Below are 26,294 nucleotides of genomic sequence, written 5' to 3' on the forward strand. Positions count from 1 at the left end.
GTACTTATCTGCCACTGCCGGTAATCAGGCTGAATTACGCCTTATGCTGTGAGGCGATTTTCTCAATATCATTATGTGGGCGTGCAATAACCCGTGATGAAATGACTTCGCCAATCCGGCTGGCGGCTTCAATACCGGATTCCACCGCCGCATTAACGGCACCCACGTCGCCTTTCACCATCACGGTGACCAGGCCGGAGCCGACGTTTTCATAGCCAATCAGTTCAATATTGGCAGCCTTACACATGGCATCGGCGGCTTCGATAGCTGGCACCAACCCTTTGGTTTCGATCAATCCGAGTGCATCTTTCATCAGTGAATTCCTTGTTATTCGGTGATTTTGTACTGCGAGATGATTTTCTGGATATCGTTATGCGGGCGGGCAATCACCAGTGAGGTAACCACTTCACCCACGCGCTTGGCCGATTCGATACCGGAATCCACCGCCGCCTTGACCGCGCCAACGTCGCCTTTCACCATCGCGGTAACCAGGCCGGAACCGACGTTCTCATAGCCGATCAGTTCCACGTTGGCCGCTTTGCACATCGCATCGGCGGCTTCAATACAGGCCACCAGCCCTTTGGTTTCAATCAATCCTAATGCGTCACCCATGATCCGTTCTCCTCAGAAGCGTTGTTTACGCTTTATGCTTAATCACGATTTTGTTGATGTCGTTGTGTGGGCGGGCGATAACCAGTGAAGTCACTACTTCACCCACGCGTTGTGCGGATTCCACGCCGGAATCGACGGCGGCTTTTACCGCACCGACGTCACCTTTCACCATGGCAGTGACCAGGCCGGAACCGACGTTTTCATAGCCAATCAGTTCGACGTTGGCCGCCTTGCACATGGCATCCGCCGCTTCAATACAGGCCACCAACCCTTTGGTTTCGATTAAGCCTAATGCATCACCCATTGTTGTTTCCTCCACAAAGCCGGTTTATGAGTTGTCATCTGCTGTGCCGTTCGGCCATGAGGGGATCAAGGTTTCCGACGGCTAAGGGCACTATACCCCTCCGGCAGTTATTCAAAATATAAATTCATTAATCGATATATATTTAGTTTTTTGTTCTAATAATAAGCGTTAATTTATCCTGTTTTTATCTGTTTACTCTGATAATCAGCCCGATAATAGTTCTGCTCCCTGGCAAGAAATGGCGGGTTTTGGCATTCACTCAAGGGCGGAAAATAATGTTAAATCTATGGTTATCAAATGGGTTTTTTAGGTAGCGGAGGGTCTTACAGACTGTGGGGCAGCGCAGGTTTTTGCTGTGACTGTTTGAGGGGCTTCACGTGCTACATATTGACCGCCGTTGTTGCTGATAGCACCGTACTGGCGCCCTCTCCTTTTTGGAGATAGGGTTGGGGTGAGGGGAAATAGCGATCGCCGAATAACCGACAGGCATTATGACTATCAGGGGTATTTTTAGGGGATTGTAAGGGCTAAGGGAGGCTGGCCAGAGGCTTATGACAAGGGGGAACAGCTTTGCTGGGAAACGGGCGCTACTCTAACTGGCTGCCGGGCTTCAACGCGCAGATAAACAGTGGGGAGTTGATCGAACTGAGCAGCACGGTATCGGCGTTGATTTTTTCCATCGCCAATTGCAGGCCGTCGTGGCTGTCTGACATTTCCCGCATAAAGTAATCAAAGATCACGTCGGGTGATTGATCGATAGAGGACTTGCTGGAGACCCAGCGGTTGATCTGATAATAGCGAGCACTTGGGGAAACGCGCTTGCTGGTATAATCAAACTGTACGTAGCGTTGTAAATAAAGCCAGCCTGCCTCTGAGTCTGAATATCCTTCCACCACGATGGAACCTTTACCTTTGACATTAAAGTTAAAGTGGATATTGACGTTGACGGATTCAGTGACGGTGTCTTCAAAATGCATAATGGCTTTGGTTGAGCAATTTAAAATATCATCGCGCCGGATAACATTATGCTTAACGGTGATAAATAGTGAGACCAGTAGCAATATGATAGAGACGGCAAACAGCCTTCTCCCCCAGCCCAGTGTTTTCATAATTTATTTCCATGAATAATAAAAATAGTTATCGCAGTAGCTGAATGTATTATCTTGATGTTTGGCGCAGTGTGCGAGAAATGTCCGGCCTAAACCGTTGGATTGCAGCTTATCACCATAAAAGAACAGAAAACGTTCGTCTTTATCATACTTTATGTTCTTTTTTTCTTTGACGGCAATAAAGTTTTTCAGGTAATTCTCGCGCATTCTTGGATTTATCATGGCGTCGGTGGATAACACCTCAATGGGTTCCTGCGCGACGGGGGTGAAGACGAGCGGGGTCAGGCTGCCGTTGTTACTCCACGACCAGCCGATCAGCGCGATGGCCAATAGGGATATCATCGCCCCGGCATAACCCCAGTAGCGATCGTTGCTGGTGATGGCCGCTTCAACCGGTACTGGCTCTGGAGCTACCTCGGCAGGGGATCCCTGTTCGCTGGCATGTATTACCGGATGCAACAAGGAGTCATCGATCACCTCGATCGTCAGCTCTGGGTTGATTTCCAGCCGGCCCCGGGCCACGGTGACGATCACGTTCTCAATGCCGTAACGGCGGAAGGCTTTGCGCAGGATGCTCAGATACTGGTTCAGATTGCTGTTGGAGGACATCAGCCCGTTGTCGTCCCAAACCCGCTGCATCACCGTATCGCGGCTGATCACGCCAGGATGCTGGATCATGAAGAACAGCAGGGCGTTGGCAGTGATGGTGAGCTGGCTATCTGACTTGCCGCCGTCGTCCAGCTTTAGCGAGCCTTCGGTGGCGTCATAAATAAGAAAGGCATTAATTTTATATTTCATTATCGCCCCTGGGTGATTGGCTGCCCGCGAACCGCGGAGGTTAAAGCTCCTCGAAGGTCATTGCCGCCAGCCTCGTCACCAATGCAAGCCGCTCTTCCGGCGTCATAGTGACTCCTTCCGTGAGTTCAGAAAGCCATAGGCCGTCTGCACCATAGCGCACCAGGTTACCTACGTAGCTGCGATCCAGTTCATCGGCGTTGGCCAGATGTTGTAGCACCCAGTCCCGCCAGCATTTACGCAACACCATTTCATGCGGCATGGCCAGCGACAGCAGGGCCAATTGACGGCTGGTGTCGGTTTCACTGATGCCTGCCAGGTACATCAGATAGGCCCGGGAGAAGCGCCCGCGCGGGTTATCGTCCACGGCCATCAGTGCCATAATGCCGCGATCCATCACCGCCAACAGGCGAATAAACAGTGCGTGGATCAGCTCCTGCCTGCCGGGAAAGTGGTGCAGCAGCCCGCCCTTGCTGACCCCAGCCTGTTTGGCGACGGCGTTTAGCGACAGCGCGGCAATCCCATCTTTGGCTGCGATGATACTAGCGGCTTCCAGCAACTGCTCTTGCAGTCGTTCCGGGTCTTTCTTGCGATGCACGTGGGTATTCATGCGGCGATCATACCGACCAGCCGGTATGTCATTTTTGATCGAGGTCAATCCGCTTCCCCTAAAGGTCTGACCAATCCTGAATAATGATAGGTAGGTCAAACTATTTTAGTTATCAAGGAATTAGGAAAGTTTTTGCTAGCTTAATCAGGGTGGGAGCTAACTGGAGCGTTAAGGCTGACAAGTGGCTCGGGCGGCTCCCTCTCCCTGCGGGAGAGGGTTGAGGTGAGGGGCTACAAGATCCAGTCCAGCAGCAAAATACCGACCAGGCTGATGGCCCAGGCTATAGTCGTGGGCACTGACCAGACCATCATCTGCTGCTTAACGTCCTTAATCCCCATCATCCTGTTGACTACCCAAAACATGCTGTCGTTAAAGTAGCTGAAGAACAGCGCGCCCATGGTGGCGGCCTGCGCGGCGGCGAGCATATTGACGCCGGGCAACTGGCTGACGATGGGGGCCGAGATGGACGCTGCGGTGATCATGGCAACGGTGCCCGACCCCTGTATCAAGCGCACCAGCGTAGCGATAAAGAAGGGGATCAACACCGGAGACAGCGGCAGATTGGCGACGTGCTGAGCCAGCAAGGTGCCAGTGCCACTTTCACGCAATACCGCCCCTAGCGCGCCACCGGCACCGGTCACCAGCAGGATAATCCCGGCGGCCTGCAAGCCTTCCTCCAGTCGCTCCAGCGTCTCGTGCTTGTCTACCTTGGGCATCAGGGTGTAAACCGCCAACAGCACGCTGATGGCCAACGCAATCACCGGTGCACCGAGGAAGGCAAAGGCTTGCCCCCACAGGCTTTCCCCCAGCCAGGCCATTCCTTCAGCCTTGGCCAGCATAGTGTTCACCGCGTTGATAAAGATCAGCACGATGGGTGCGATGATTGGCAACAGCGATAGCGTTAAGCTCGGCAGCACCTTGGCCTCTTTCTCGGCCAGATAGCGCTGGTGGGCGGTCCGCAGATCTTCCGGCTCCTCATCCTGGTTTTCCGGCGTAAAATCAGGGTAATAGGTACCGAGCCAGCGCGCATAGATCACGATGCCGATCACGCAGGGAATGGCCAGCACCAGCCCGGCCAGCATCATGGCGCCGATATCCACGCCGAAGATCCCCGCGACGCCTAATGGGCCAGGGGTTGGCGGCACCGCGTGGTGGGTAATGATCAGGCCGCCAGCCAAGGCTACACCGAGCGTCAACAGGTTGCGTTGCCCCTTCTTGGCCAGCGCTTTGACCAGCGGATAAAGGATGACGAAGGCAGAATCGACAAAGATCGGGATGCTGACGATATAGCCGGTGATCGCCAACGCCCACTCTTCGCGCTTTTTACCCAGCCACTTGATAAAGCTGAAGGCGATCTGCTCCGCCGCGCCAGAAACTTCCAGCACGCGACCCATCATCACCCCCAGACCAATGACAATTCCGATGCTGCCGAGCGTGCTGCCAAACCCTTTGGAGATGGTATCTACCGTTTGCATGGCGCTCAGCCCGCCGCTGATCCCGGCGATAGAAGCCGCCGCCAGCATGGCGATCAGTGCGTGAACCCGGGTGCGCAATACCAGCCACACCAGTACGAATACGGCCACCGCCAAACCAATGATGGGAGTATAAAGTGCCATAATCAGCTCCCGGCCTGTGGCATCTCATCGCGCATAAAGGCGCGGATGACCTGTTGGAAGTTCTCATCGGCGAAGAACCCTAACGCCAATGCGCGTTGCACATCGAAGTTGCCTGGCCAACTGGCGACAATGCGGTTGATGGTTTCATCCGGCACAAAGCTCACCTTGGCACGAGCCTTCTCACCGGCTACCTCCTCCAGTGCGGCTAGCATCAGCTCCACCGTGACACTGATGCCAGGCAGGTTGACGATGCGTGAGGTACCAAACTGCGCGGCGGGCAGCGTGGCAGCATGGATAAAGTTGCGTACCACGGTGCCGGGGCTGGACAGCCACAAAGCCAACTCCGGGGAGACCGGGCAGACGGAAGGCTCCCCGTGCAGCGGTTCACGGATGATGCCGCTGGCAAAGGAGGAGGCCGCCTTATTCGGCTTGCCGGGGCGCACGCTGATGGTAGGCAGACGCAGCACACGCGCATCGACAAATCCTTTGCGGGCGTAATCGTTGATCAACAGCTCACACAGCGCCTTTTGTGCGCCATAGGAGGATTGCGGCTGCAAGGCGCAATCATCAGTAACGGTGTCCGGAAGCTGGCCACCAAACACTGCCAACGAACTGGTGAAGATAAACTTCATCGCTGGGGCATTGCGGCGAGCGGCCTCCAGTAGTTGGCGAGTCGCGTCGAAGTTCACCTGCATCCCGAGATCGAAGTCGCTTTCTGCATGGCTACTGACGATGGCGGCCAGGTGATAGAGCACGCTGCACTCACTGTCGATCAACCGATCGGCGGCATCGGGTTGAGTGAGGTCGAGTGCCAGGCAGCGAACTCGTGGATCCGCTAGCGGGGCGTTTGGTTGCTGGATATCAGCCAGAACCAGTTCGTCAAAAGGCAGCGTATTGTCTTGCAGCAGCGCGGCTGCCAAGCGTTGACCCAAAAAACCTGCTCCACCGGTAATGATGACCTTCATGGTTTTATTCCTTTTCCTGTAGGGGTTGTTATCAGAGGTTGATGCTGTGCAGCCGCACGCCACGCTCTTGGAGTTGTTGCTGCGTTTCTGGCGGCAGGGCGGCATCGCAGATGATGTCGTCGAGCGCCGTCAGTGGGCAGACGCGAAACATGCCGTACTTGCCGTATTTACTGCTGTCGGAAACCAGCACCTTGCGCCGGGCCACGTCCAGCAGCGCCTGTTTCACCAGCACTTTCTCCTCGTGCGGGGTAGATAGGCCATGCTCTAAATCCCAGGAGCTGGTGCTGATAAAGGCCACGTCGATATTCAAGGTGCGCAATAGCATGGCGGCGCAGCTGCCGACGCAGGAATAGTTGCGTTGATCGACCCGCCCACCGGTGTGAAACAGGTTGAGCTGTGGGCGATTCATCAGGTGCTGGATAATGGAAAAATCGTTGGTGACTACCGTCAGGTTGAAGCGTTCGGCCAGTTGGCGGGCGATCTCGAAGCTGGTGGTGCCCGCGTCCAGGTAGACCACCTGGCCATCCTCGACCAGCCCGGCGGCATATTTGCCGATAGCCCGTTTTTGCCGGTGATGCAGTTGGGCCTTCTCTTTGTAGGCCAGTTCCTGGCGTAGCGCGTCACTCAGGCGTACGCCGCCGCTGACGCTAATCACCTTGCCTTCTTCTTCCAGTTGATGAATATCACGCCTGACGGTCATATGTGAAACGCTCATCAACTCGGCCAGGGCCACGATGGTGACCAACTGATACTCATGTACATAGCGATAGATAAAATCGCGGCGTTCCGATGGGATCATGCTCAACTCCGGGTCGGTAGCGATGGTGCCGCTGGATGGCTGTTATTTTTTGTTATGTTATTAATATTCAATCATTTGATTTAACAAATAAACGAGGGTTGTCACAGAAGGGTGGGTGGGGGACTGTAGAGTATTTTGGTGAAAAATTATTTGTATTCAATTGGTTGCTATTTTTATTTGCGATAATAGGAGTCACAGAAGGTTGTGATGAAAAGTGTGAGGTGTAACAAAAAAGTGCAGGATGGTGGTGGGGCAGCAGAGTAGATTGGCTGATGGCAGCCTATCTGCCCACTGCATAAAGTCTGCTTCTTGGAAAATTATCCAGCCACTCACAAATCGGCTCGGTCGGCTCCCTCTCCCTGTGGGACAGGGTTGGGGTGAGGGGCGATCGCGGTCGCTGATGAACTCAATTTAGAGTGATAAATGAGCAGAGTAAGCCGAGAAAATCGACGTGTGACGTTTTTTTCAACATTCAACTCGTTGAATGCTTGATAAGTGTTGCGCGAGGCAAGTGGGAAGGTATAATGCCCACGTTTTCCGCATACTACTTCAGTGCCGAAGTGGCGAAATCGGTAGACGCAGTTGATTCAAAATCAACCGTAGAGATACGTGCCGGTTCGAGTCCGGCCTTCGGCACCATTAGTCAGTACGCAAATCAAGTCGCCTTCGAGCGGCTTTTTTTGTGCCTGAAATCCAACATCCGCAAAGCTTTCCTCGCATTTCCTCTCAGCTGAAGCCAATCTGATACAACCCAGTCTAAAACCGGATACATATGCTGGTTCAACATTGCTTATAGACTCATGGCTGTACTATGGAAGGATCATTACTATGGCCCTGACAAGATCCTGACTTGCCTTACAGCTCAAGCTATTAGATCAAAGTCCTGCTCTTACGATCAGGACTTTGCTTTCAGTCTGAAAACAGCCTACAGGCTGTTCATTACAGCGGTTAATTATAGGTGATGGTAAAAACAGTGGCACCGTTTGCGATACCCGCTTTCACATTGCTCTCATACTGAACATATCGGGCTTTAAGCGGGATCACATACGATGAGCCATCTTGTGTCGGTAAGTTATCGAGGTCAAAGCCACCGCTACCGTCAAGATTGATCGAGCTGGTGGCATCCCTCTTTGACAGCTCAATACCAATTCCCGCCGCTGAGTTTGGCCCGCTTTCCAGCTTGGCCAGCAATGGGTTATTCTCAACAACGCCGTGAACGCTGTTAAAGCTGATTGCAACCTGATTAGGTTTATTTGAGCCTTTGGTGATGTCCGTACGTTCGTTATAGTTATAGTCGCCATAACCTACAAAAGGAGGGCAGTCTTTTAACGTAATATCAAAATCCTCCCACTTCGTTACGCTACCGATGCCGGTAAAATTGCTACGCTGGTGCGTACCAAGCTCGACATCAATAACCGATTTGGCCAGCTGGCAGGTTTTGGTATACATAGTGGCTGCACCGCTAAAATTAAGCGTAACGAATACATGATCGACAACGAATGGGGAATTTGAGCCGGAGGAAATCTGAAAAGTGGGAAACGAAGACCCCAGCACCTGTTGAGTTCCAGCAGCAATTGGTCCGGTTTTAACGAGTTCGATCTCAACGAATGACAGTTGGCCTAGCCCTTGGCTCATCGTTCCCCAACCAATATTTGATGTACTTTCCCAAATACCTGGGAATACCGCGTTCCAAATAAGCGAACCGGAAACGTAAAAAATAGCACCGATACCGGGTACATTGGTCGGGAAAATATCCTTATCACCAGAGCGAGTTGGCGCTCCTGACGGTGTGGCAATCACCTCGACCTTGTTATAGGTATGCATTACAGCCTTCTCTGAGTTTGTAATCGTACAATCATAGCTGGTTGAATAGCCCTTAGTCATGAATTGACTTGCATAGAGTACCTTGCCAATCGGGGCGTCTTCCCCAACCGTTGACATACCTGGCCCGACGACCGGTATCGTCACGTTTTCATGGAAAAGCTTGGTGAATTCACAGGTTACCGCCTGCGCCTGTAGCGCCACCAGCGCCAGAGAGCCGCTCAAAAACCGGCCAATCGGCCTGGCATATTTTCTTAGCCCCGAAAGTAAGCGCGCCGTGGTTTTCATCATCAAATCCTTTATTCTGCTGTTAACGCTGTGGTCCGGATTAGCGCCCGTCGTTTCGGCCACCCGGCAATGTCTTTATGCCGCCGTTACTCGCAGCGCGAGTTAAACCTGATGGCATTGCTTTTTTCCAGATCCGCATTGGCAGGCAGCATATAGCGTACCTGGCACTGTTGGTCCGGTGCCTGGCCCCAAACGATCTTTATGGTGCCCTCTGTTGACGGTACGCGGGCAAATAGCCGCCCTCCTTGTCCAACAACGCCGATACGCCGTGCGTCGCTGTCAAACGCTTCCGCGCCGAACGGCATCGGTTGACCGTTGGCCATCGGGGCGCTGATCAGCGCCGGGTACCCCACGGTGGTGTCATATTTCACTTTCACCACTGCTCCGCTGTAGGGGGCGACCTTCTGGCTGGTCAGATTCAGCTCGACGTTGTTCGACAGCCCCTTGGGGCTGATTTCCACTTCGTTAAGCTGATAAGCCGTCAGATAGGGGATAACCGCGTAGCCAAAGCTGTCCACCTTAATGCCGGGATAGCTCACCATGCTCGCGCCCTTGGCACCTTTAGCTTCGACCAGCGCATAGGTGTCGCCGCTGTATGGCGACAGCGTCACCCCCCCTGAGTGCGCTACCATGGCGCCGCTCATGCCTGCCGACCAGGTTTCGTAATCTTTACCGGTGCCCGCCAACGCGCTCACGGTGGTATACCGGGTGCGTGCCGAACCGTTCATGACAAGGCTACTGCTATTCCTGTTGCTATTGCCTCCGCCGCCCTGCCGGTTATAGCCCGCCGTGACGTTGTAGCTGTACTCTTGTTCGGCGCCCGCCGTGCCTGAGGCAAACAGTTGTTCGTTCGTCGTGTTACCCGGCCCGCGCGTAAATCTGGATCCCATCTGGCTGAAGCCCAACAGGTCGTTCAGTGGGAGCGTCAGGTTGAGCGTATAAGTGTTCTGAGAACGACCAAATGCGTCCTGATTGCGGCTCATGCTCAGGTTGTAGCTGAGATTCTTATAGCGGTTGGTGTAGCCGAACTGGTACTGCCGGTCGGTTGACGGATCATTCCAATAGGCCTGCTGCCATGCGCTGACATAAAACTGCCCCCAACCTTGCGGTAGCGGCTGCGAAGCGCTGACCAACAGACGGTCCTTGGCTCGTTTAAAGGTTCTGCCGCTGCCGTCCCCTGAGTATTGCTCCGCCGTTGACATGGCGGTCATAAAGTCCATAAAGCCTTCGGTGGAGTAGCGGTAAGCGGCTATCGACAGGTTGCTGCCGGTGCTCTGGATGATCTGGCTATACTTAAGCTGGTAGCTTTCCCCCGATATTCTTCCCCAGCCCTGGCCCAGCCGAGGGCGCGCATGAGTGACGTCCATTGAGAAGGAACCGAGTGGGGTGCCGAAAGAGGCTCCGCCCATTATCGCCTGGTAGGCACCGTTAGCCTGAATGCCGCCATACAACGTCATGGCGTTGTTAATGCCGCGCCGATAAGAAGCTTCCAGCAGGGTCGGTTCTCTACGCAGTTGGGTGGAGCGTATCTTGCCGTAGGTCATGCTGTAGTGGTGTGAGCCGGGACGTAGCTGGTTACTGGTCGCTGCATAGGGGACCTGGAAATTCTGTTGCCAGCCATCGGCTCCCTCGATGGAGACATCCAGACTACCGCCGTAGCCGGTCGGGTAAAGATCGGTGATTTCAAACGGCCCCGGTGCTACCGAACGCTCGTAAATGACGTTGCCATTCTGACGGATAACGACCCTGGATGCTGAACGAGCGATGCCCCTGACCACTGGCGCATAGCCCCTGACCGAGTTCGGCAGCATCTGCTCTTCATTGGCTATCTGCACACCACGAAACGACAGGGTATCGAACATCTCCCCTTTAGTGTTGGCATCGCCAATGATCGCCCGCCCCAGAATGGCGGGAATATCCCGCTGCAGGTAGGTGTTGATGTTGTTATAGTTGCCGTTGGTATCCGTGGTTTTGGTATAGACACCGTTGTGGCGGAGGTACCAACCTTTGAGATTAAAACCGCCGTTGATATTGCCGTAGAGCGTATCATTATTTTTGCCGTTGTAGCGGGTGCTGCCAGCATTAAGGTTGTAGCCCAGAGTGGCCGCCGTGATGCCCGTATCCCACTGTTCGGGATTGACGTAACCGCGAGGGCGGTTAACGCGCAAAATCTCCGGCACGTTGAGGTTCAGCGCTTGTTCATTGGCGTCAAACGCCACGCTGCCTTCCGGCAGTAGGTGATTCAGGGCCAGGCAGGCGTCATCCTTGCCTGCCGCTTTCTGAGCCGCGACCATTTTTTGCGCCTCTGGAGTCAGCCGCTCAACATTGATATCCAACGTAGTGAGTGCAGAGGGTTTAACGCAGATATCCACCTGCGGCACCCGTTTACCCTCCACAACCCTATCCCGCACGGTCACATCATCTCGCCCGATGTGGCGGCCATTCACGTTAAGTTCCACGCTGTACTTTCCCGCCGGTGCAAGGTCTTGATTGTAGCGGTTCAGGTCGATGCGCTGCTGGCTGCCGGGGCTCATAAAATTGGGATTGAACTCAATGTCGTCGTCGGCTATGGCCGTTCCGGCGAGTGCCAGCAGGACGGCGGCGGCCAGCGGCGACAGTGAATGATGGAAAAAAGGCATGTGAATTCCTTATCACTAAAACACCCTAACTGGGCGGCGCAATACTCAATCAAGAAAAAGCTCTATTCCTGTAACAGCGCACCAGGCACGCTTTACGCTTCCAGCCAGCGGTTGTTATGGGGCGACCGGCTGTGATGTGGGATTAATGCCACCAAAATCGTTGATGTATGAGGGGTAGATGGTGCTCAAGCTTTTTTCAATTGCGAATACGGCTTTCCCGCCGGGAGCAATCATGCCGCCTTTGCCGATAGGCCGTTTACCTTCTTTATCTTCAGCAATATTGGCCAGTGATACGTAGTACGGCGTCGGGTTGGTTCCCTCCACGCCGCCCTTCACCTTTTTCCAGGTGACAGACTGCCCTGCCTGGTTTGCATTACCCACCAGGCCTGCTGGGCGATAAAAAATCTTGATGCGTGAACGGAACGCCATCTGTAGCTGGTTTTGCTTCTCTTTGTTCAGCGGTGGTACTTCCAGTACGTTGAGCCAGAACACGGACTCTCTATCCGTCGGCAGCGGCTCACCGGTGTACATCAGGCGCAGTGTCTGCCCCTTACCGGCATTGATACGGTTGATCGGTGGTGTGATGGTGAATGGGGCGCGGGCTGTTTCCGGCGATGCATCTGGATCGCCGTCGTCCACCCAGCTCTGTGCCAGAACCGGCTGATTCCCACGATTATCGATTTTCACCATTACTTCGCGCTCTATCGCCGGATAAATAACGCGTGTACCGGTAATGACAATTCCCGCCACTGCTGGGGCCGTCAAAATAAAAGTTAATACGAACGCGGCGGCACTATGGCAAATGGCACGGTGATTCATGATGGTTTCTCCCTGAATGCGGGGAGCGGTCAGTTGCTCCCCGTGTAAAGCCCGTCAATACTCAGTCTTTGGCAAAAAAAGATTAGAAGTAGTTAATGGTAAAATTGACGGAGCTGGCTACCAGACCTGCTGTTGCTGCGCCAGTCGCGTAGTATTCAACGGCGTACGGCAGTGTGGCTGTACCTGAGGTCAGGTCATAGGTAGTTGAAGACGTATGCTGTTCCGGGCTACCTACCTTGATAGCGTTACCGGTTGGGGCGTCAATCAGCTGTAACTGAACGTTGGTAGCAGCAGTATCACCGGTTGCGGTATTGTTCAGGCGGTAGCCGATCGGATCAACAGTTGAGCTGTTTTCAAAGAAGGCCGCTGCATTGGTCACATCAGCTGAGCCGGTACAGTTGCTCAGTTCAATATTAAAACTGGTACGTTTGGCAGTCGCGCCAACAACGCTCAGTTGGCTTTTATCAACGGCTTTCAGTACCACGGTGGCCGGGCTGGCATTACCATCGATAGTGATATCGCAGGTTTTATCGAGAACTTGACCGGTAAAGTTAACGGTACCGTTTGACGCCGCCTGAGCAATGCCCACACCAAAAGTAGCCACGATCGCGGTTGCCAAAAGATATTTACTGTACTTCATAATTAACTCCATTTAAGTATTACATCGTCATTTAAATTTGGAATAGCCAACCTGTTAGCGTGACCTATCATTTAGATTGATTATTTCCTTTTCAGTGCAAACGAAAAAGTGGAATCCGCGTTAGAACGCTTTTATTCCTCCTTATATTTACACTGGTATTCCCACGGTTATCCGAATGAGAATTATTCCCTCAAAAATAAATTCATGTCACCACGATCACTATTTTAGAGGTGGTTATTTCTAGCCGAGTCTCGCTTCATTTTCCCTGAGTGGCGATATGGAGATCGGTGCTTTTTCAAGAGTCCCGGAACGAACTTAAACAAATAAAGTTGCACTTTTGTTATATTTTTTGTTTTGCGATCAAAATAATGTAAGGCTGTTTTCATAACCCCAAGGGGTGAAGGTGGCTCGTCGTTTATTATATAGCCTCATTTCTGCCACATCCCGACAGAGGAGAATGCTGGTGGCACTATTACATGCTCGTAACCCTAATGAAATACTAATTCTACGTCTGATTGCATAAATGTACTTGTTCGATAGGCTCAGCTGTTGGGCCACTTCTTTATGTGACAGCCCCGCCCCTAGGTAAAGAAATACCTCCGATTCTTCTAAGGGAAGTTGATGCCGGGTTGCCTTTTTATTTTTCAATTCATTCAGTATGTTAATGAAGTCTTCTGTCGTTGTTTTCCAAGGGATAAACCAAGGGGTATACGTTGATCCCGGTATAAGGCTGGCCCCATATTTCACCATGATAATAAGGCGGCAGAGCGATAATCCTGGTTTTCGCATTATCTCACGACGCTTGGTAACATTGAATATTGCCAGCACTATAACATCATTAGGTTCTGGATTGAGGATGAAAACATCATGATTGACATTGACATAAATTGACCGTTCTTTAATGGTTCCTGATAAAGTATCTTCTAATCCGTTCAGAAAATAACAATCATCCGAGACAAAATAATATTTCATCAAGTTACTACCTCCCTTAAAGACAGCCTGCCTATGGATATCATATAGACTTAGCAAACAATCTTGAGCTTAAAAATTACAGAGAAGATTCCTTCCCTCTGGCCTTTTAAGTTTTAACTGACTGTAATAATTATTAACAATCGTTTAAATCAATTGGATTTATTATTAACGATAGTCTGCGACTATCAATATCTCTTGATCGATCGGTACAACCGAACGCTGGACGTTGTGAATATCCTAGTCATTTGAATTATTTTATTCACTAGCACAACAAAATGAATTTCTTCATGCTATTTTAAATAGTAGATAATAATCATGAGGTTATGTGTTTTTTAGGATTTTTCTCATAAAAAGTGATTTTTAAATTAAAAAAATAGATAAAACGATTGTGGAATATTCCTATAATCAATGTAGCCAAGAAAATGGAAAGGAAAGGGAGGTTTCTATCCAGAATATGTAAAAATCCAACGGCAAAAAAAGCACTTTTTGTGATCTAAATCAAACTTCAATCTGTTGCGCTAAAAACAAAAAAGTAACTAAAAGTAGGTATTAATTTTCATTGATGTTATGAAAACAATAATTAGCTGGTGTTGAACGAGGGATGTAAAGAAATTCCAGTATGTTTGCTATATTTTTTTGGAGCATTAATAAGGGTGAATTGGTAACTTTTCTCTGTCCTTTTCGCGAGGTCACTCGCGCTTACGGTGCTCACTTTTCATCCTCGACGCCCTACGTTCTCATCGAAAAGGGTGATTGCCTATAACGTCGAGAATGATAAGCCTGAGATGCAGGGGGTATCGGGCATTAAATGCATCATTCGAAATGTTGGCGTGAGATCCAGAGACCACAGAATGCTGTTTTTTTGCCTATCAGGTACTGGACTAACAGGGAGTGATGCTTATCATACTATCGAGACTACAGATCTAGAGAGTGTGCTATGCAACATATTATTGAAGGTTTTCTCAGTTTCCAGAAAGAGATTTTCCCGCAGCGTAAGGAACTCTTCCGCAGCCTGGCCTCCAGCCAGAACCCTAAAGCGCTTTTTATTTCGTGTTCGGACAGCCGCCTGGTCCCCGAGCTGGTGACCCAGCAAGAGCCGGGGCAGCTTTTCGTTATCCGTAACGCTGGCAACATCGTCCCTTCCTTTGGCCCGGAGCCGGGTGGGGTGTCGGCGACCATCGAATACGCGGTTGTGGCGCTAGGCGTTACTGACATAGTGATCTGCGGCCACTCGAACTGTGGTGCCATGAAGGCTATAGCTTCTTGCCAGTGCCTTGACCCGATGCCTGCTGTTGCCCACTGGCTGCACTATGCGGACGCGGCAAAAGCGGTGGTAGAGAAGAAAACCTGGGATAGCGAAATCGACAAAGTTAACGCTATGGTTGAAGAGAACGTGATAGCCCAGCTCAACAATATCAAGACTCATCCGTCCGTTGCCGTTGGTCTGCGCGACAACGCCCTGCGTCTGCACGGCTGGGTGTACGACATCGAAAGTGGCGAGATCCGCACGCTGGATAAAAATACCAAGAATTTCGTTTCGCTGGCGGATAACCCCGAGGTCTACTTCGAGTAAAAGATGCTTGCTCTTGGCCATGATACTGAATCCACGTTTCGACGTGGATTTTTTTAGGATTAGATCTAATTAGTTGAATATAATTAATAATGTTCGCTTTTGATACTCACTAAAAACCTTAGCAGATTTCCTCGATATGGAGCTGTCCCTTATACACAACTCGGCATCTTGCTGTTTTTTATAGGAGTGACTTTAAACTTGTCAATTTGCCGCCCGAAAAATTCTCTTTAAAATCAGCCTGCTGTGTTTCTAAAATTACGGCCATTTGACCGCAATTTAAGATGGGTACAAGAGACAGTAATATGGAGAGGGGATGGAAAATTCATGTTCAATTTACTTTTCTTGGCTAGTGACGGGTTAAACCGCCCTGCAGCATCCAATGGAATAACTCACTAGTGCGTCTGAAATTCAATTTTTTCATTGCCGCGCGTTTGTGCGAGCTTATGGTCTTCTCCTTGATACCCATGCAACGTGCAACGCTGGCATGCGCTTTACCCTGCTTAAGATGATGTAGCACTTCTTGCTCACGCCGTGTGAGTGGCTCGTGGAGACAGACTTTTGCTGTTTGCTGCGTGTCTTCGGGCGGCGGTTGTTGTGAAAGCAGGATGTTCTCAATGAGGTGTAAAACGGTGCTCACCGATTGGTGCCGGTATAAGATATTGGACGTTGCCACACCACGGTATAAGTGCTGTAGATGAGCATCTTTTCTATCTGCTATAGCAAAATAAAGCGTCGGGCTACAGTCCTCGGAGGAGGAGGCTGGGGCAATGAATGTGCCGCAGCGAATGGCCTGAAAGATAATATCAGCAGTTATTCCATTCGAAGGGCCGGTATAAAAGCGGATCTTTTTATTTTTAAAATAGTTGGATAGGGCCATAACGAGTCCTGCAATGAAAAAATTATCATCGTCTATGATGCGGATGGTCAATGTTTCCATCATCATGGCATTGTTCGTGCTGTTCATGTTCTCTTCGTCCTGGTTTACGCTTCTTGGTTTGAGTCATCAATTTTTTGACGTCACGACTCTTGGCTTTTATCTGCACGCGTATCGACTGATTCCGGTATTACAGTGCGGGTTACGATATTAATCACCAGATAAAAGCCGGCTATGTAGCGGCAGCAATAGGCTAACCAACAAGATGCTCTGCATTCAAGTTAATGACTTTTAATCGCTGTATCTGGTTAAATGATTTGCCTAGTGGTGATTTATCAGTTTTTTATCCTGCAACTTACGCTGGCGACTAGCGTATTAGGCGGTGTTAACTGGGGTGATCCTCAATTAACTTTAGCGGGATGGTATTAATAAAGGCTTAATCAGTGAGTGAAAGATGATTAAGCCTTTTGGTTAAGTTAATCCAATGTTCTAGCACAAACAAAGTGGGGGTTGGTTAACCCTTTAATAAGATATGCATTATTATTTAAATGCTTCGTCTCCATATAGAATGCGACGCCTGGTGCTTCTGGCAACACGTATTCTTGCCAGATTTCGTCTGGTACATTATCTATGGGATGGCGCTCTTCCCGGATAATCATGGCTTTGGAAAAGCCTTTAAATTCGGATTGCTTCATGGTGACAAAAACTCGCCTGGAAAATATATAATTTTTCCCTTCTCCTTTGAGGGAACCCACCGTGAGCGCCTCACTGCTGCCTTCATGGGCAGTGATGATGCTAATATCAAGATTGAGTTCAAGTTTCTTGCCATCCTTTGTCGCTATGTGCGAACTCAAATGAGTATCACAGCGAAACGGTTTCCAGTGCGAGCGGTTGAAATAGTGATAAACGCCACTCAGGATGACAATAACGATGACAAGGCTGGTCAGACCGATAATAATTCTGTTCATGTGAGCCTACTCAACCTGTTTGAAGTTGTTGCAGTTTTTATAGTTTATATCGTTATTCTTGGTGCAAACCGACATAAAATGAACCTTAAGGAATTCGTTGGTAGGACGTGCTTCCATATAATAGATGTCAAGATCGGTCTGCGCACAATCGATCCCTTCATTGGCCAGCATTTTTCGCGCATGTTCAGATTGCACGGGGTCATGCTTACCTTCATTCAAGGTATAGATATGGCATTTATCCAGGATCCCGATGAGCGCAGGCTGTTCATTCTTGCTTAGGGTCACCCATGCCGCCGCCGCCGCGGTGACGCACAGAACAAAGAGAAGAGACAATGCCAGAGTTTTCATTCTGCGTAATGGCTTTTTTGAGCTTGTGTTCACACCGGCCGCTACGACGTTATCCACTGCTGCCGGTTGACTCGACGGCTGAAGTTCAATGTGTTCAGTAGAAGCCAATTCTTTGGGGGGCTTGGTTTCTGGATGGATTTCCGCATCCAATTTAAAGCCTATGCGCGGTACCGTGATCAGAATGTCTTTACTCATCCCAAGTGCCTCAAAGGCTTTTCTCAACTCGCTGATATGGTTGCTCAAGGTGGCGCCGGACGGAGAAAACCCAAAATCCTCCCAGACATGCTTGAGCAGAATTTCACGCGTCAATTCAGTTTTATTATTCTTTATCAACTCGCTTAACAATCTTGTCGCCGGGTTAGATAACCCTACCGTTAGTTGGGTATTATTCCTCAGCATTAATAATCGACTTTCCGGATCGAAAATCAGTGTTAGATTTATTATGTATTTCATGCGGATACCTATTTGATTCTGGTGTACAAACATCAAAATATTCAATACTAAGATTAGTCTTGAAACAAGATTAGTAGAATCTAGGGTAGGTCAGTACTGGCAGTCAACTCCTTTTGAGGAAATTATTTTCCGCCTGAAACAGGGTTGAAATTAAAGGAGTTTTAGTTTTTAACGGGTCGCCATTCCTTAGTTTTACATGCTGATATATTGGTTAATTTTATTTAATTTCAGAATTTTCATCCAATTTTTTGCTATTAATTAGATTTTTTAGCTTTTTAATTTTTTGGGATATATCATATTTCCAGTTGCCGGTAGCTATGACATGGCATGCAGAAGAGAGGCGTAAACCTCTCTTCCATGTGCCGGTTGTGTGAACCTGAATAATTGGCGACTTCACACAAATGGGAATGGACCCTTTAAAGGATAAAGTTGAAATGAAATTGAATAAAATCATGATGGCCGCAGTTTTGGCATTCGGTACTATTTCTGGTGCACAGGCTGCAGATGAAGGACATGGTAAAGTTACCTTCACTGGCTCTATTATTGATGCACCTTGCTCAATTGATCCCAAGTCTGTTGATCAGACCGTTGATCTGGGCGCAGTGTCGAACGTTTCCCTGCTGAATGGTGGTAACTCTGACCCGAAGCCGTTTGAAATTCGCCTGGAAAAATGCAGCCTGGACACCGCTAAAACAGTGACCACTACTTTTGATGGTGCGGCTGGCAAAAATGGCCTGTTGGGTATGACCGGTGATGCCAAAGGCGCCAGCATTGCAATTACCGATGGCAGCAATAACCTGATTGAACTGGGTAAACCAAGCGCGGGCCAGCTGATCAGCGCCGGTGCTTCTGAAGCGACTCTGGCCTTCAGCGCTTATCTGAAAGGCGACGGCGGCGATGATAAATCTATCGTTCCGGGTAAATTCCAGAGCGTGGCCAACTTCATTCTGAACTACAAATAATTTGGCTTGTTGACAGGATTAATCATGTATGCGGGCCGTGCCCCGCATACATTCTTGCCAGAATGACTCGTGGGAGAATGATGAGATGAAACAGCCAGAAAGGCTTTATTCGGCGTTTTGCCTGTTAATGCTGTTACCAATGCAAAGCAGCGTGGCTGCGGCGGGTTGGGGGCGGGTTAACATGCAAGGCGCCGTAATTGAAACGGCCTGCGCCATTGATACCAATAGCCGCGATCAGACTATTGATATGTCAGTAGCACCATTGAGCCAAATTATACGTGATGGGCAAGGCGCTATTCGCCCATTCAGTATTCGCCTGATTAATTGTGTTTTGGGACGCATTGATGAAAATTTAGCGAAGTGGCAACGCTTTCAGGTGACATTCGATGGGCGGGTGGATAATGGATTATTCGGTGTCGATGGGCAAGCTCGCGGCGTTGCGTTACAGCTTAGCGACAGCGAGGGAAATATCGTATCACCTGGCAATCCAACGCCGTTGCTTGATATTACCGAAGGTGACAGAGCACTAAATTATTCACTGCGGCTGGTCAGCAATCAACAGCAATTACGCAGTGGAGAATACACCTCAACCATTAGGTTTAAAATGGACTATTACTGATTGGATGATAATAACGTGGAAAAACGTTAGGTTTTAAATCACCAGATGTGCCTGTCACTTATTTCCTGTTCGTGGAAATACAAAGTTTTTCATTGATAGCGCTGGCGTAAAAATAAGAAGAAAGGGATTGATGAGCATGATAATGCCGAGCTGGAATTTATTACCCTTCCGCCCTCGTGCAGTAGGGATTTGTATTGCCTGCGCGTTGGGTCTTTTTGGGTATTACGCCAGTGCGGAAGAGGTGCAGTTCAATACCGACGTTCTGGATGTAAAAGATCGCGAAAATATTGATCTGGGCCAGTTCTCGCGTGGCGGATATATCATGCCGGGCGATTATATGATGTTGGTGCGCGTTAATAAGCAGGAACTGCCTGAGCAAACCGTTACTTTTTACCCGGCGGAGCAGGACGCTGACGATAGCGCCGCGTGCATCAGCCCGGCAATGGTAGAACAGTTCGGCTTAAAACCGGACGTGAAAGAAAAACTGACCTGGTGGCATCAAGGTGAGTGTCTGTCGGTGGATAGCCTGCCGGGCACGTCGGCGCGTGCCGATTTGGGCAGCGCTAGCCTCACTGTTAGCTTGCCTCAGGCCTATCTGGAATATGCCGCCGACAACTGGGATCCGCCGTCGCGTTGGGATGAGGGCGTGCCAGGGTTGCTGTTGGATTATTACCTCAACGCGCAGGCCCAACGGCAACAGCAGCGGGGGCAGCAGGGATATAACCTCAGCGGCAACGGCACGGTGGGGGCCAATCTGGGTGCCTGGCGGCTGCGGGCAGACTGGCAAACGCGGCTGGATCATCAAACCGGTCGCGGGCAGCCGACGCAGCAGAGCTGGGACTGGAGCCGTTATTACGCCTATCGCGCGGTCCCGCGTTTGGGGGCCAAGCTGTCGGTCGGGGAGAACTTCCTGTATTCCGACATTTTTGACAGTTTCCGGTTTACCGGTGCCAGCCTGATCAGCGACGACAGTATGTTGCCGCCGAACCTGCGCGGTTACGCCCCGGAGATCACCGGGGTAGCACGCACCAACGCCAAGGTGGTGGTTAGCCAGCAGGGGCGTGTGCTGTATGAAACCCAGGTTGCGTCCGGCCCGTTCCGCATTCAGGACATCAATGATGCGGTCTCTGGGCAGTTGGATGTGCGGGTTGAAGAACAAGACGGCAGCGTACAGGAATTCCGCCTCGATACCGCCAGCATCCCGTATCTGACCCGGCCGGGGACGGTGCGCTACAAACTGGCGAGCGGCCGCCCCTCGGACTGGAAACACAATACCAACGGGCCGCTGTTTGCGACCGGCGAGTTTTCCTGGGGCGTCAGCAATGGCTGGTCACTGTACGGCGGCGGCGTAGCGGGCGGTGATTACAACGCCCTGGCGGTCGGTATCGGGCGGGATCTGATGATGTTCGGTGCACTGTCGTTTGATGTGACCCAGTCGCGGGCGCGTTTGGCGCAGTTGGAAGACGCCACCCTAACAGGTGGTTCTTATCGGCTGAGCTACTCGAAAAACTTCGATGAGTACGACAGCCAGGTGACCTTTGCCGGCTACCGCTTCTCGGAGCGGAACTACATGTCGATGAGTGAATTCCTGGATGCGCGCACCTATGGCACGCGCAACCAGAACAGCAAGGAGATGTACACCATCAGCTTCAGCCAGCACTTACGCGATCTCGGGTTAAGTGCCTACCTGAACTACAACCATCAGACTTACTGGGACAGCGCGGCCAACGATCGTTACACCCTGACGCTGTCACGTAATTTTGATATTGGCCGGTTCAGGAACCTGAGCCTGTCACTGACGGGGTATCGCAATAAGTATAACGGTGTCAATGACGACGGCATGTACCTCTCGCTGTCGATGCCGTGGGGGAGCAACGGCTCGGTCAGCTACAGCGGCAGCTATGACCGTAACGACAACACCCATCAGGTGGGGTACTACGATCGGCTGGAAAACGGCGATAGCTATCAGCTGGGCAGCGGCATCTCACGCAACGGTGCATTGGCGAGCGCTTATTACACCCATCAGGGCGATATGGCGCAGGTAAATGCCAATGCCAGCTACCAGGAAGGGCGTTATTCGTCGGCCGGGATATCGCTGCAAGGGGGGGCGACCGCCACTGTGAAAGGTGCGGCGCTGCACAGGTCTGGGATGATGGGCGGTACCCGCATGATGGTGGACACCGGCGGAGTGGCGGATATTCCCATTGGCGGCTATGGCGCGGTGACACGTACCAACCGCTTCGGCAAGGCGGTGGTGACGGATGTCAGCAGTTATTACCGCAACCGGATCAGCATTGATGTTAACAAGCTGCCGGAGAATGCCGAAGCGACGCGTTCAGTGGTGCAGGCCACCCTGACCGAAGGGGCGATTGGTTATCGCCGATTTGAAGTGATCGCCGGTGAGAAAGCGATGGCGGTGATCCGCCTGGCGGACGGTTCGACGCCGCCGTTTGGCGCCACGGTGAAAAACCGCAAACAGCAGGATGTGGGCATTGTTAACGATGGTGGCAGCCTGTACCTGAGCGGCATTAACCCGAATGAGGAGATGACCGTGCGATGGGACGGGCAGGCGCAGTGTGTGCTGACATTGCCGGAGCACATTCCGCAAGACGATTTGGCCAACCTGTTGTTGCCGTGCCGCCTGCTGCCGGCGGAGACGGCGGAATAACGACGGAAACGTATTTAGCCATGGGGCAGGCCGGAGCTGTTTCTCCCCCTCCCCGGCTTTTTTATTGAATTTAAAGAAAGTGAGTAATTAATGATGAACCTAATGAGTCAATCCCTTTATTCGTTGGCGGGCAGCTTGCTGGCCGGGGTGTTGGGCCTTCAGCAGGCCCAGGCCGCGATAGCGCTGGATCGCACCCGGGTGGTGTTTAACGGTGGTGAAAAATCGACCAGCCTGACCATCAGCAACGAAAACAAGCAGTTGCCATACCTGGCGCAAGGCTGGGTGGAAGATGCGCAGGGCAATAAAATCACTACGCCTTTGACGGTGTTACCGCCGTTACAGCGCCTGGAGCCGGGGGCAAAAAGCCAGATCAAGGTGCAGGCCTTACCGGCCGCCAACCTGTTGGTGCAGGATCGCGAGACGCTGTTCTATTTCAACCTGCGTGAGATCCCGCCAAAGAGTGAAAAGCCCAACACGCTACAACTGGCGTTGCAAACGCGGATCAAACTGTTTTACCGGCCAAAAGCACTGAGCAATACCGAAGGTGCGGCCCCTTGGCAGGAGCAGCTAACGCTGACCAGGCAGGGCGACAAATACCAGGTGAACAACCCAACGCCGTATTACATCACCATTGTGGATGCCAGCAGTAAACCGGGGAGCGCCAGCGCCAAGGGCTTTGAACCGGTGATGGTGGCGCCAAAAGGCAAAGAGATGTTGAACGTCGGCGTGGCAGCGCTGGGCAATGCGCCGGTGCTGACCTATGTCAATGACTACGGCGGCCGCCCGCAATTGCAGTTCAACTGCGGTGGTGCTGAGTGCAAGGCCAAGCCCGTCAAGCCAAGCTGATAACCGGGTGTAGAGAGGGAACTGAACATGCAACAGCGAAAACAACGGAGCGGCTTCCTGTCTTGCCCTGAGCGGCAATATCTGTTGGCCAGGGTGGCTGCGGCACTGATGGTGCCAGTGGTGATTGGCAGCATGTTGGCGCTGATGCCTGAGGCCGGCGCGGCGGATAACTGGAACGTTGACGGTGCTAACGGGGTGTTGCATGTGCGTGGTGCGCTGACCGAAAGCGCCTGCCGCCTGGAGATGACCTCGGCTTATCAGGATGTGTGGTTGGGGGAAACCGGCACCGCCCGGTTGGCGCAGATTGGCGCACAGGGCACGCCGGTGGCGGTGCGGTTGCGCTTGCAGGATTGCCTGCGTACCCCGGCGAACAACCGCGATGAGCGCAATGGCAATCTGTTGTGGAGTGCTCACCAACCGGCGGTGTCGCTGAGTTTTGTTGCCCCGGCGGATGCGGATAACCCGCAGTTAATCGCGGTGCGCGGGGCATCCGGCGTGGCGTTGCGCATGGTGGACCAACTCGGCAGGGATATCCGCCTGGGGAGCCGAGGTGCGCCGTTGATGCTGGCTGTGGGGCAGGATCAACTGGACTATGTCGTAAAGCTGGAGCGCACCCGAGCGCCGTTGCAGGCGGGGGCCTATTCGGCTCATGTGGATTTCAGGCTCAATTATGACTAAGGCGGGTGATGTGGAGACAACGATGTTATGCAGGCTGGGGCCAGCGTTGTCTGCGGCGTGCCTGGCACTGATGGCCTGGGGCGGATGTTTCCCGGCCTTGGCGAAAACGGCTACCGCCACGGTGACCGTCAAAATCACGTTGACGGCACCGCCATGTGACGTCAACGACAACAAGCTGATTGAAGTGAACTTCGGCAACGACGTGATGACCACCCGTGTGGACGGCGAGTACAAAAAAATGCCGATCAACTACACGCTGAAATGCCAGGGTGGCGCGTCAAATGCGGTGCGGATGCGGATTGATGGTCAGGGGGCGGCGTTTGACGCCGGGGTATTGAAAACCAACAAGACGGATTTTGGCATTGCGCTGCTGAACAACGGCAAGCGGCTGCCGATCAACGGTTGGTTGAATTTTACTTATCCTGATCAGCCAACGCTTGAGGCGGTGCCGGTGAAGCGCAGCGGTGCCAGGCTGAGCGGCGGGGCGTTTTCCGCTGGCGCGACGATGAAGGTGGAATACCGATGAAAGGTTATTCAGGCATGGTCTTGCTGCTGGCCTGCGGAGCTCTGAGCACCCCAGGGCTGGCGGCGGAGAACATGAAGTTCTACGGCACCCTGGTTGAGCCCCCGGCTTGTACCATTAATAACGGTGGCAATGTTGATGTCGATTTCGGTAACCGGGTCGGGGTTAAAAAGGTGGATGGGGTGAACTATTTGCAGCCGATGAATTACCAGATTAGCTGCGTTCCCGATGCCAATGCCTGGCGGATGACGCTGGAAATCGCCGGAAAAGTGGCGACTTACGACAAGGCGGGCGTCATCACCAATATCACCGATCTGGCGATCCAGATCAGGCAAAACGGCGTTCCCTTCGAGCTGAACAAGCCGATAGCCATCAACCCGACTAACCCGCCACAACTGGAAGTGGTGCCGGTGAAGCGGCCAGGATCGACGTTAAAAGAAGGGGCGTTCGAGGCCACGGCCACCCTGAAGGCGGTTTACCAATGAACGGATGTGAGCAACAGCTTAATGCAGTGCTGATCGCCGGGGTTCTGGCGTTTAGCGGGCAGGTGCAGGCCGACAACGTTCGCCTGCATGGTGCACTGGTCGCCGAACCCTGCGTGATTGCGCCGGGGGACGAGAACGTGCGCCTGGATTTTGGCACGGTGATCGACAAATACCTGTACGCCAATGAACGCACCCACGGGCAGGCGTTCGATATTCGCCTGGGGGAGTGCGATCTGAGCCTGGGGAAAACGGTCAAGGTGACCTTCAGCGGCACGGAAAACCCGAGCCTTAAGGGGTTGCTGGCGATTGATGGCGGCAGCAAGGCCTCCGGCATCGCGATCGGTATGGAAACCCAGGGCGGTCAACCTTTACCGTTGAACAAGGCCGGTGAGGGATACCGGCTGGTTGCTGGCAATAACACCCTGACGGTGCTGGCCTATGTGCAGGGGGAGCCAGAGGCGATTGCCCAGCGGCGAATAGCGCGCGGGCCGTTTAGCGCCATTGCCACCTTTAGACTGGAATATGAGTAAGGCGGCATCCGACCGGCTGGCAGCAGCGGCGCTGTGTTAAGCAACTGCACCATTATTTCAATCTGGCGGGCTTTGAAACGCACCCGGATAAAACCCAATTGGGAAGAATTGAACAAGGCTTTGACTGGCTGGGCGTGTGGTTTACCCCTGAGGGAACCGCCATAGCGCCCCGCGCATTAGAAAATTATCGTATACAGCGCCTGCGGCTTTACGAGCAGGCCAGGCGGCGGGGACTGTCAACAGCAGACTGTGACGCACGGGTGCAGGCGTATGACGTACGGTGGAACAGATGGGCGAACGGCATGCTGCGGCACTGATTCTCCCGACGACTATTCAATACAGATGGATTACAACCGTGAAAATTCTACTTGCGATCATCCTCCTCAACCCTGTTGCCTCGCTGGCTTATGATTCCAAGGTGACCCCAGGCTACGCCGACCCACCGCCGTCTGCCGTCACTGTGACTGACATCTCATATACACCCGGCGTATATTTCCCTGGATTCCAGCAACCAATAGGATCGTGTTCCATTATGATAAACACTGGGCAATACCCGATACCTGGAGGCGCATGGTATCTACACACAGACACATGGATTCCTGATCCCCCCCCTGCTACTACAGACAAAGGGACCTGCCGTGGCGTACATTTTGATGGCATCGACTACAAAGGCTTCCTCGTTGCGCTAGCGGCGTCATACAAGGGCCAACGGGTCCCATTACTGTTCCCGTCGAATCAGCCACATTACTGTGGGATCACCATTTCAGTCACACCCCCA

General features: G+C 52.0%; 27 protein-coding genes and 1 tRNA gene. 11 read left to right on the top strand and 17 right to left on the bottom strand.

Translation table 11 applies throughout. The features are described from left to right. Positions 1-34: 34 nt before the first annotated feature. The 9 genes from A6U95_RS09795 to A6U95_RS09835 all read right to left on the bottom strand — a co-directional run bounded on the left by A6U95_RS09795 (position 35) and on the right by A6U95_RS09835 (position 6,810). The gene (locus A6U95_RS09795; RefSeq protein ID WP_021179127.1) at positions 35-313 is read right to left on the bottom strand and encodes a BMC domain-containing protein; all 279 of its coding nucleotides are present in this window, start codon (positions 311-313) and stop codon (positions 35-37) included. Between the two features lie 14 nt (positions 314-327). Further along, positions 328-612, bottom strand: coding sequence for a BMC domain-containing protein (locus A6U95_RS09800; RefSeq protein WP_021807825.1), 285 nt, complete (start codon positions 610-612; stop codon positions 328-330). 25 nt (positions 613-637) lie between these two features. Continuing rightward, complete coding sequence (locus tag A6U95_RS09805) at positions 638-916, bottom strand: BMC domain-containing protein (RefSeq protein ID WP_004249182.1); 279 nt, start codon at positions 914-916, stop codon at positions 638-640. A gap of 587 nt (positions 917-1,503) precedes the next feature. After that, positions 1,504-2,025 (bottom strand): FidL-like protein, encoded by a 522-nt coding sequence (locus A6U95_RS09810; RefSeq protein WP_024529401.1) that lies wholly within the window; start codon positions 2,023-2,025, stop codon positions 1,504-1,506. Between the two features lie 3 nt (positions 2,026-2,028). Beyond that, positions 2,029-2,823 carry a winged helix-turn-helix domain-containing protein gene (locus A6U95_RS09815; RefSeq protein WP_065684335.1) on the bottom strand — a complete coding sequence of 265 codons (795 nt, stop codon included), beginning with the start codon at positions 2,821-2,823 and terminating at the stop codon, positions 2,029-2,031. 40 nt (positions 2,824-2,863) lie between these two features. Beyond that, positions 2,864-3,430 carry a TetR/AcrR family transcriptional regulator gene (locus A6U95_RS09820; RefSeq protein WP_024484717.1) on the bottom strand — a complete coding sequence of 189 codons (567 nt, stop codon included), beginning with the start codon at positions 3,428-3,430 and terminating at the stop codon, positions 2,864-2,866. Positions 3,431-3,660: 230 nt separating this feature from the next. Beyond that, positions 3,661-5,049 (bottom strand): gluconate:H+ symporter, encoded by a 1,389-nt coding sequence (locus tag A6U95_RS09825; RefSeq protein ID WP_024529399.1) that lies wholly within the window; start codon positions 5,047-5,049, stop codon positions 3,661-3,663. After that, complete coding sequence (denD, locus tag A6U95_RS09830) at positions 5,049-6,011, bottom strand: D-erythronate dehydrogenase (RefSeq protein WP_065684336.1); 963 nt, start codon at positions 6,009-6,011, stop codon at positions 5,049-5,051. The genes A6U95_RS09825 and denD overlap by 1 nt, the downstream gene beginning before the upstream one ends. Before the next feature lie 31 nt (positions 6,012-6,042). Continuing rightward, positions 6,043-6,810, bottom strand: a complete 768-nt coding sequence (locus A6U95_RS09835; RefSeq protein ID WP_021179134.1) for a DeoR/GlpR family DNA-binding transcription regulator — start codon at positions 6,808-6,810, stop codon at positions 6,043-6,045. Between the two features lie 35 nt (positions 6,811-6,845). Here A6U95_RS09835 and A6U95_RS30640 point away from each other — a divergent pair, with 35 nt between their 5' ends. Further along, positions 6,846-7,037 (top strand): hypothetical protein, encoded by a 192-nt coding sequence (locus A6U95_RS30640; protein WP_139102351.1) that lies wholly within the window; start codon positions 6,846-6,848, stop codon positions 7,035-7,037. A 327-nt stretch (positions 7,038-7,364) separates the two neighbouring features. Then, positions 7,365-7,449: transfer RNA gene (locus tag A6U95_RS09840), tRNA-Leu, on the top strand. 309 nt (positions 7,450-7,758) lie between these two features. Here the strand turns inward: A6U95_RS09840 and A6U95_RS09845 are convergent. From A6U95_RS09845 to A6U95_RS09865, 5 genes are all read right to left on the bottom strand, one after another. Continuing rightward, positions 7,759-8,922 (bottom strand): fimbrial protein, encoded by a 1,164-nt coding sequence (locus A6U95_RS09845; RefSeq protein ID WP_139102352.1) that lies wholly within the window; start codon positions 8,920-8,922, stop codon positions 7,759-7,761. Between the two features lie 83 nt (positions 8,923-9,005). Continuing rightward, positions 9,006-11,558 carry a fimbria/pilus outer membrane usher protein gene (locus A6U95_RS09850; RefSeq protein ID WP_065684338.1) on the bottom strand — a complete coding sequence of 851 codons (2,553 nt, stop codon included), beginning with the start codon at positions 11,556-11,558 and terminating at the stop codon, positions 9,006-9,008. Between the two features lie 114 nt (positions 11,559-11,672). Next, the gene (locus A6U95_RS09855; protein WP_065684339.1) at positions 11,673-12,377 is read right to left on the bottom strand and encodes a fimbria/pilus periplasmic chaperone; all 705 of its coding nucleotides are present in this window, start codon (positions 12,375-12,377) and stop codon (positions 11,673-11,675) included. An 82-nt stretch (positions 12,378-12,459) separates the two neighbouring features. Beyond that, the gene (locus A6U95_RS09860) at positions 12,460-13,017 is read right to left on the bottom strand and encodes a fimbrial protein (RefSeq protein ID WP_065684340.1); all 558 of its coding nucleotides are present in this window, start codon (positions 13,015-13,017) and stop codon (positions 12,460-12,462) included. Positions 13,018-13,377: 360 nt separating this feature from the next. Further along, a complete protein-coding gene (locus tag A6U95_RS09865; protein WP_065684341.1) occupies positions 13,378-13,989 on the bottom strand; it encodes a hypothetical protein in 612 nt (203 codons plus the stop codon). 937 nt (positions 13,990-14,926) lie between these two features. Here A6U95_RS09865 and A6U95_RS09870 point away from each other — a divergent pair. Further along, the gene (locus tag A6U95_RS09870) at positions 14,927-15,562 is read left to right on the top strand and encodes a carbonic anhydrase (protein WP_024530881.1); all 636 of its coding nucleotides are present in this window, start codon (positions 14,927-14,929) and stop codon (positions 15,560-15,562) included. Between the two features lie 346 nt (positions 15,563-15,908). Here A6U95_RS09870 and A6U95_RS09875 read toward each other — a convergent pair whose 3' ends face one another. From A6U95_RS09875 to A6U95_RS09885, 3 genes are all read right to left on the bottom strand, one after another. Then, positions 15,909-16,526 (bottom strand): LuxR C-terminal-related transcriptional regulator, encoded by a 618-nt coding sequence (locus A6U95_RS09875; protein ID WP_065684342.1) that lies wholly within the window; start codon positions 16,524-16,526, stop codon positions 15,909-15,911. Between the two features lie 386 nt (positions 16,527-16,912). Then, a complete protein-coding gene (locus A6U95_RS09880; protein WP_065684343.1) occupies positions 16,913-17,404 on the bottom strand; it encodes a FidL-like protein in 492 nt (163 codons plus the stop codon). 6 nt (positions 17,405-17,410) lie between these two features. Further along, positions 17,411-18,205 carry a winged helix-turn-helix domain-containing protein gene (locus A6U95_RS09885; protein WP_065684354.1) on the bottom strand — a complete coding sequence of 265 codons (795 nt, stop codon included), beginning with the start codon at positions 18,203-18,205 and terminating at the stop codon, positions 17,411-17,413. A gap of 434 nt (positions 18,206-18,639) precedes the next feature. Between A6U95_RS09885 and A6U95_RS09890 the strand changes: the two genes are divergently transcribed. The 8 genes from A6U95_RS09890 to A6U95_RS09925 all read left to right on the top strand — a co-directional run bounded on the left by A6U95_RS09890 (position 18,640) and on the right by A6U95_RS09925 (position 25,516). Beyond that, positions 18,640-19,167, top strand: coding sequence for a fimbrial protein (locus A6U95_RS09890; protein ID WP_065684344.1), 528 nt, complete (start codon positions 18,640-18,642; stop codon positions 19,165-19,167). Positions 19,168-19,252: 85 nt separating this feature from the next. Next, positions 19,253-19,786, top strand: coding sequence for a fimbrial protein (locus A6U95_RS09895; RefSeq protein WP_065684345.1), 534 nt, complete (start codon positions 19,253-19,255; stop codon positions 19,784-19,786). A 130-nt stretch (positions 19,787-19,916) separates the two neighbouring features. Then, positions 19,917-22,454, top strand: a complete 2,538-nt coding sequence (locus tag A6U95_RS09900; RefSeq protein WP_139102353.1) for an outer membrane usher protein — start codon at positions 19,917-19,919, stop codon at positions 22,452-22,454. Between the two features lie 102 nt (positions 22,455-22,556). Next, on the top strand, positions 22,557-23,300 hold the full coding sequence (locus A6U95_RS09905; protein ID WP_275505122.1) for a fimbria/pilus periplasmic chaperone: 744 nt from the start codon (positions 22,557-22,559) through the stop codon (positions 23,298-23,300). A 108-nt stretch (positions 23,301-23,408) separates the two neighbouring features. Further along, the gene (locus A6U95_RS09910) at positions 23,409-23,978 is read left to right on the top strand and encodes a fimbrial protein (RefSeq protein ID WP_098931752.1); all 570 of its coding nucleotides are present in this window, start codon (positions 23,409-23,411) and stop codon (positions 23,976-23,978) included. 22 nt (positions 23,979-24,000) lie between these two features. After that, positions 24,001-24,504 (top strand): fimbrial protein, encoded by a 504-nt coding sequence (locus A6U95_RS09915; RefSeq protein WP_065684348.1) that lies wholly within the window; start codon positions 24,001-24,003, stop codon positions 24,502-24,504. Further along, positions 24,501-24,986, top strand: coding sequence for a fimbrial protein (locus A6U95_RS09920; protein WP_065684349.1), 486 nt, complete (start codon positions 24,501-24,503; stop codon positions 24,984-24,986). Before A6U95_RS09915 ends, A6U95_RS09920 begins: the two co-directional genes overlap by 4 nt. Further along, positions 24,983-25,516: a fimbrial protein gene (locus A6U95_RS09925; RefSeq protein WP_065684350.1), complete on the top strand. Its 534-nt coding sequence runs from the start codon at positions 24,983-24,985 to the stop codon at positions 25,514-25,516. Before A6U95_RS09920 ends, A6U95_RS09925 begins: the two co-directional genes overlap by 4 nt. Positions 25,517-26,294: the final 778 nt, after the last annotated feature.

The sequence above is a fragment of the Serratia sp. 14-2641 genome, from assembly GCF_001692375.1.
Lineage (GTDB): Bacteria > Pseudomonadota > Gammaproteobacteria > Enterobacterales > Enterobacteriaceae > Chania > Chania fonticola_C.

What these genes read in the sequence shown, in the direction of transcription:
- A6U95_RS09795 (WP_021179127.1), bottom strand. Translation starts at nt 313, where the DNA reads ATGAAAGATGCACTCGGATTGATCGAAACCAAAGGGTTGGTGCCAGCT.
- A6U95_RS09800 (WP_021807825.1), bottom strand. Translation starts at nt 612, where the DNA reads ATGGGTGACGCATTAGGATTGATTGAAACCAAAGGGCTGGTGGCCTGT.
- A6U95_RS09805 (WP_004249182.1), bottom strand. Translation starts at nt 916, where the DNA reads ATGGGTGATGCATTAGGCTTAATCGAAACCAAAGGGTTGGTGGCCTGT.
- A6U95_RS09810 (WP_024529401.1), bottom strand. Translation starts at nt 2,025, where the DNA reads ATGAAAACACTGGGCTGGGGGAGAAGGCTGTTTGCCGTCTCTATCATA.
- A6U95_RS09815 (WP_065684335.1), bottom strand. Translation starts at nt 2,823, where the DNA reads ATGAAATATAAAATTAATGCCTTTCTTATTTATGACGCCACCGAAGGC.
- A6U95_RS09820 (WP_024484717.1), bottom strand. Translation starts at nt 3,430, where the DNA reads ATGAATACCCACGTGCATCGCAAGAAAGACCCGGAACGACTGCAAGAG.
- denD (WP_065684336.1), bottom strand. Translation starts at nt 6,011, where the DNA reads ATGAAGGTCATCATTACCGGTGGAGCAGGTTTTTTGGGTCAACGCTTG.
- A6U95_RS09835 (WP_021179134.1), bottom strand. Translation starts at nt 6,810, where the DNA reads ATGATCCCATCGGAACGCCGCGATTTTATCTATCGCTATGTACATGAG.
- A6U95_RS30640 (WP_139102351.1), top strand. Translation starts at nt 6,846, where the DNA reads ATGGCTGTTATTTTTTGTTATGTTATTAATATTCAATCATTTGATTTA.
- A6U95_RS09845 (WP_139102352.1), bottom strand. Translation starts at nt 8,922, where the DNA reads ATGATGAAAACCACGGCGCGCTTACTTTCGGGGCTAAGAAAATATGCC.
- A6U95_RS09850 (WP_065684338.1), bottom strand. Translation starts at nt 11,558, where the DNA reads ATGCCTTTTTTCCATCATTCACTGTCGCCGCTGGCCGCCGCCGTCCTG.
- A6U95_RS09855 (WP_065684339.1), bottom strand. Translation starts at nt 12,377, where the DNA reads ATGAATCACCGTGCCATTTGCCATAGTGCCGCCGCGTTCGTATTAACT.
- A6U95_RS09860 (WP_065684340.1), bottom strand. Translation starts at nt 13,017, where the DNA reads ATGAAGTACAGTAAATATCTTTTGGCAACCGCGATCGTGGCTACTTTT.
- A6U95_RS09865 (WP_065684341.1), bottom strand. Translation starts at nt 13,989, where the DNA reads ATGAAATATTATTTTGTCTCGGATGATTGTTATTTTCTGAACGGATTA.
- A6U95_RS09870 (WP_024530881.1), top strand. Translation starts at nt 14,927, where the DNA reads ATGCAACATATTATTGAAGGTTTTCTCAGTTTCCAGAAAGAGATTTTC.
- A6U95_RS09875 (WP_065684342.1), bottom strand. Translation starts at nt 16,526, where the DNA reads ATGAACAGCACGAACAATGCCATGATGATGGAAACATTGACCATCCGC.
- A6U95_RS09880 (WP_065684343.1), bottom strand. Translation starts at nt 17,404, where the DNA reads ATGAACAGAATTATTATCGGTCTGACCAGCCTTGTCATCGTTATTGTC.
- A6U95_RS09885 (WP_065684354.1), bottom strand. Translation starts at nt 18,205, where the DNA reads ATGAAATACATAATAAATCTAACACTGATTTTCGATCCGGAAAGTCGA.
- A6U95_RS09890 (WP_065684344.1), top strand. Translation starts at nt 18,640, where the DNA reads ATGAAATTGAATAAAATCATGATGGCCGCAGTTTTGGCATTCGGTACT.
- A6U95_RS09895 (WP_065684345.1), top strand. Translation starts at nt 19,253, where the DNA reads ATGAAACAGCCAGAAAGGCTTTATTCGGCGTTTTGCCTGTTAATGCTG.
- A6U95_RS09900 (WP_139102353.1), top strand. Translation starts at nt 19,917, where the DNA reads ATGAGCATGATAATGCCGAGCTGGAATTTATTACCCTTCCGCCCTCGT.
- A6U95_RS09905 (WP_275505122.1), top strand. Translation starts at nt 22,557, where the DNA reads ATGAGTCAATCCCTTTATTCGTTGGCGGGCAGCTTGCTGGCCGGGGTG.
- A6U95_RS09910 (WP_098931752.1), top strand. Translation starts at nt 23,409, where the DNA reads ATGGTGCCAGTGGTGATTGGCAGCATGTTGGCGCTGATGCCTGAGGCC.
- A6U95_RS09915 (WP_065684348.1), top strand. Translation starts at nt 24,001, where the DNA reads ATGTTATGCAGGCTGGGGCCAGCGTTGTCTGCGGCGTGCCTGGCACTG.
- A6U95_RS09920 (WP_065684349.1), top strand. Translation starts at nt 24,501, where the DNA reads ATGAAAGGTTATTCAGGCATGGTCTTGCTGCTGGCCTGCGGAGCTCTG.
- A6U95_RS09925 (WP_065684350.1), top strand. Translation starts at nt 24,983, where the DNA reads ATGAACGGATGTGAGCAACAGCTTAATGCAGTGCTGATCGCCGGGGTT.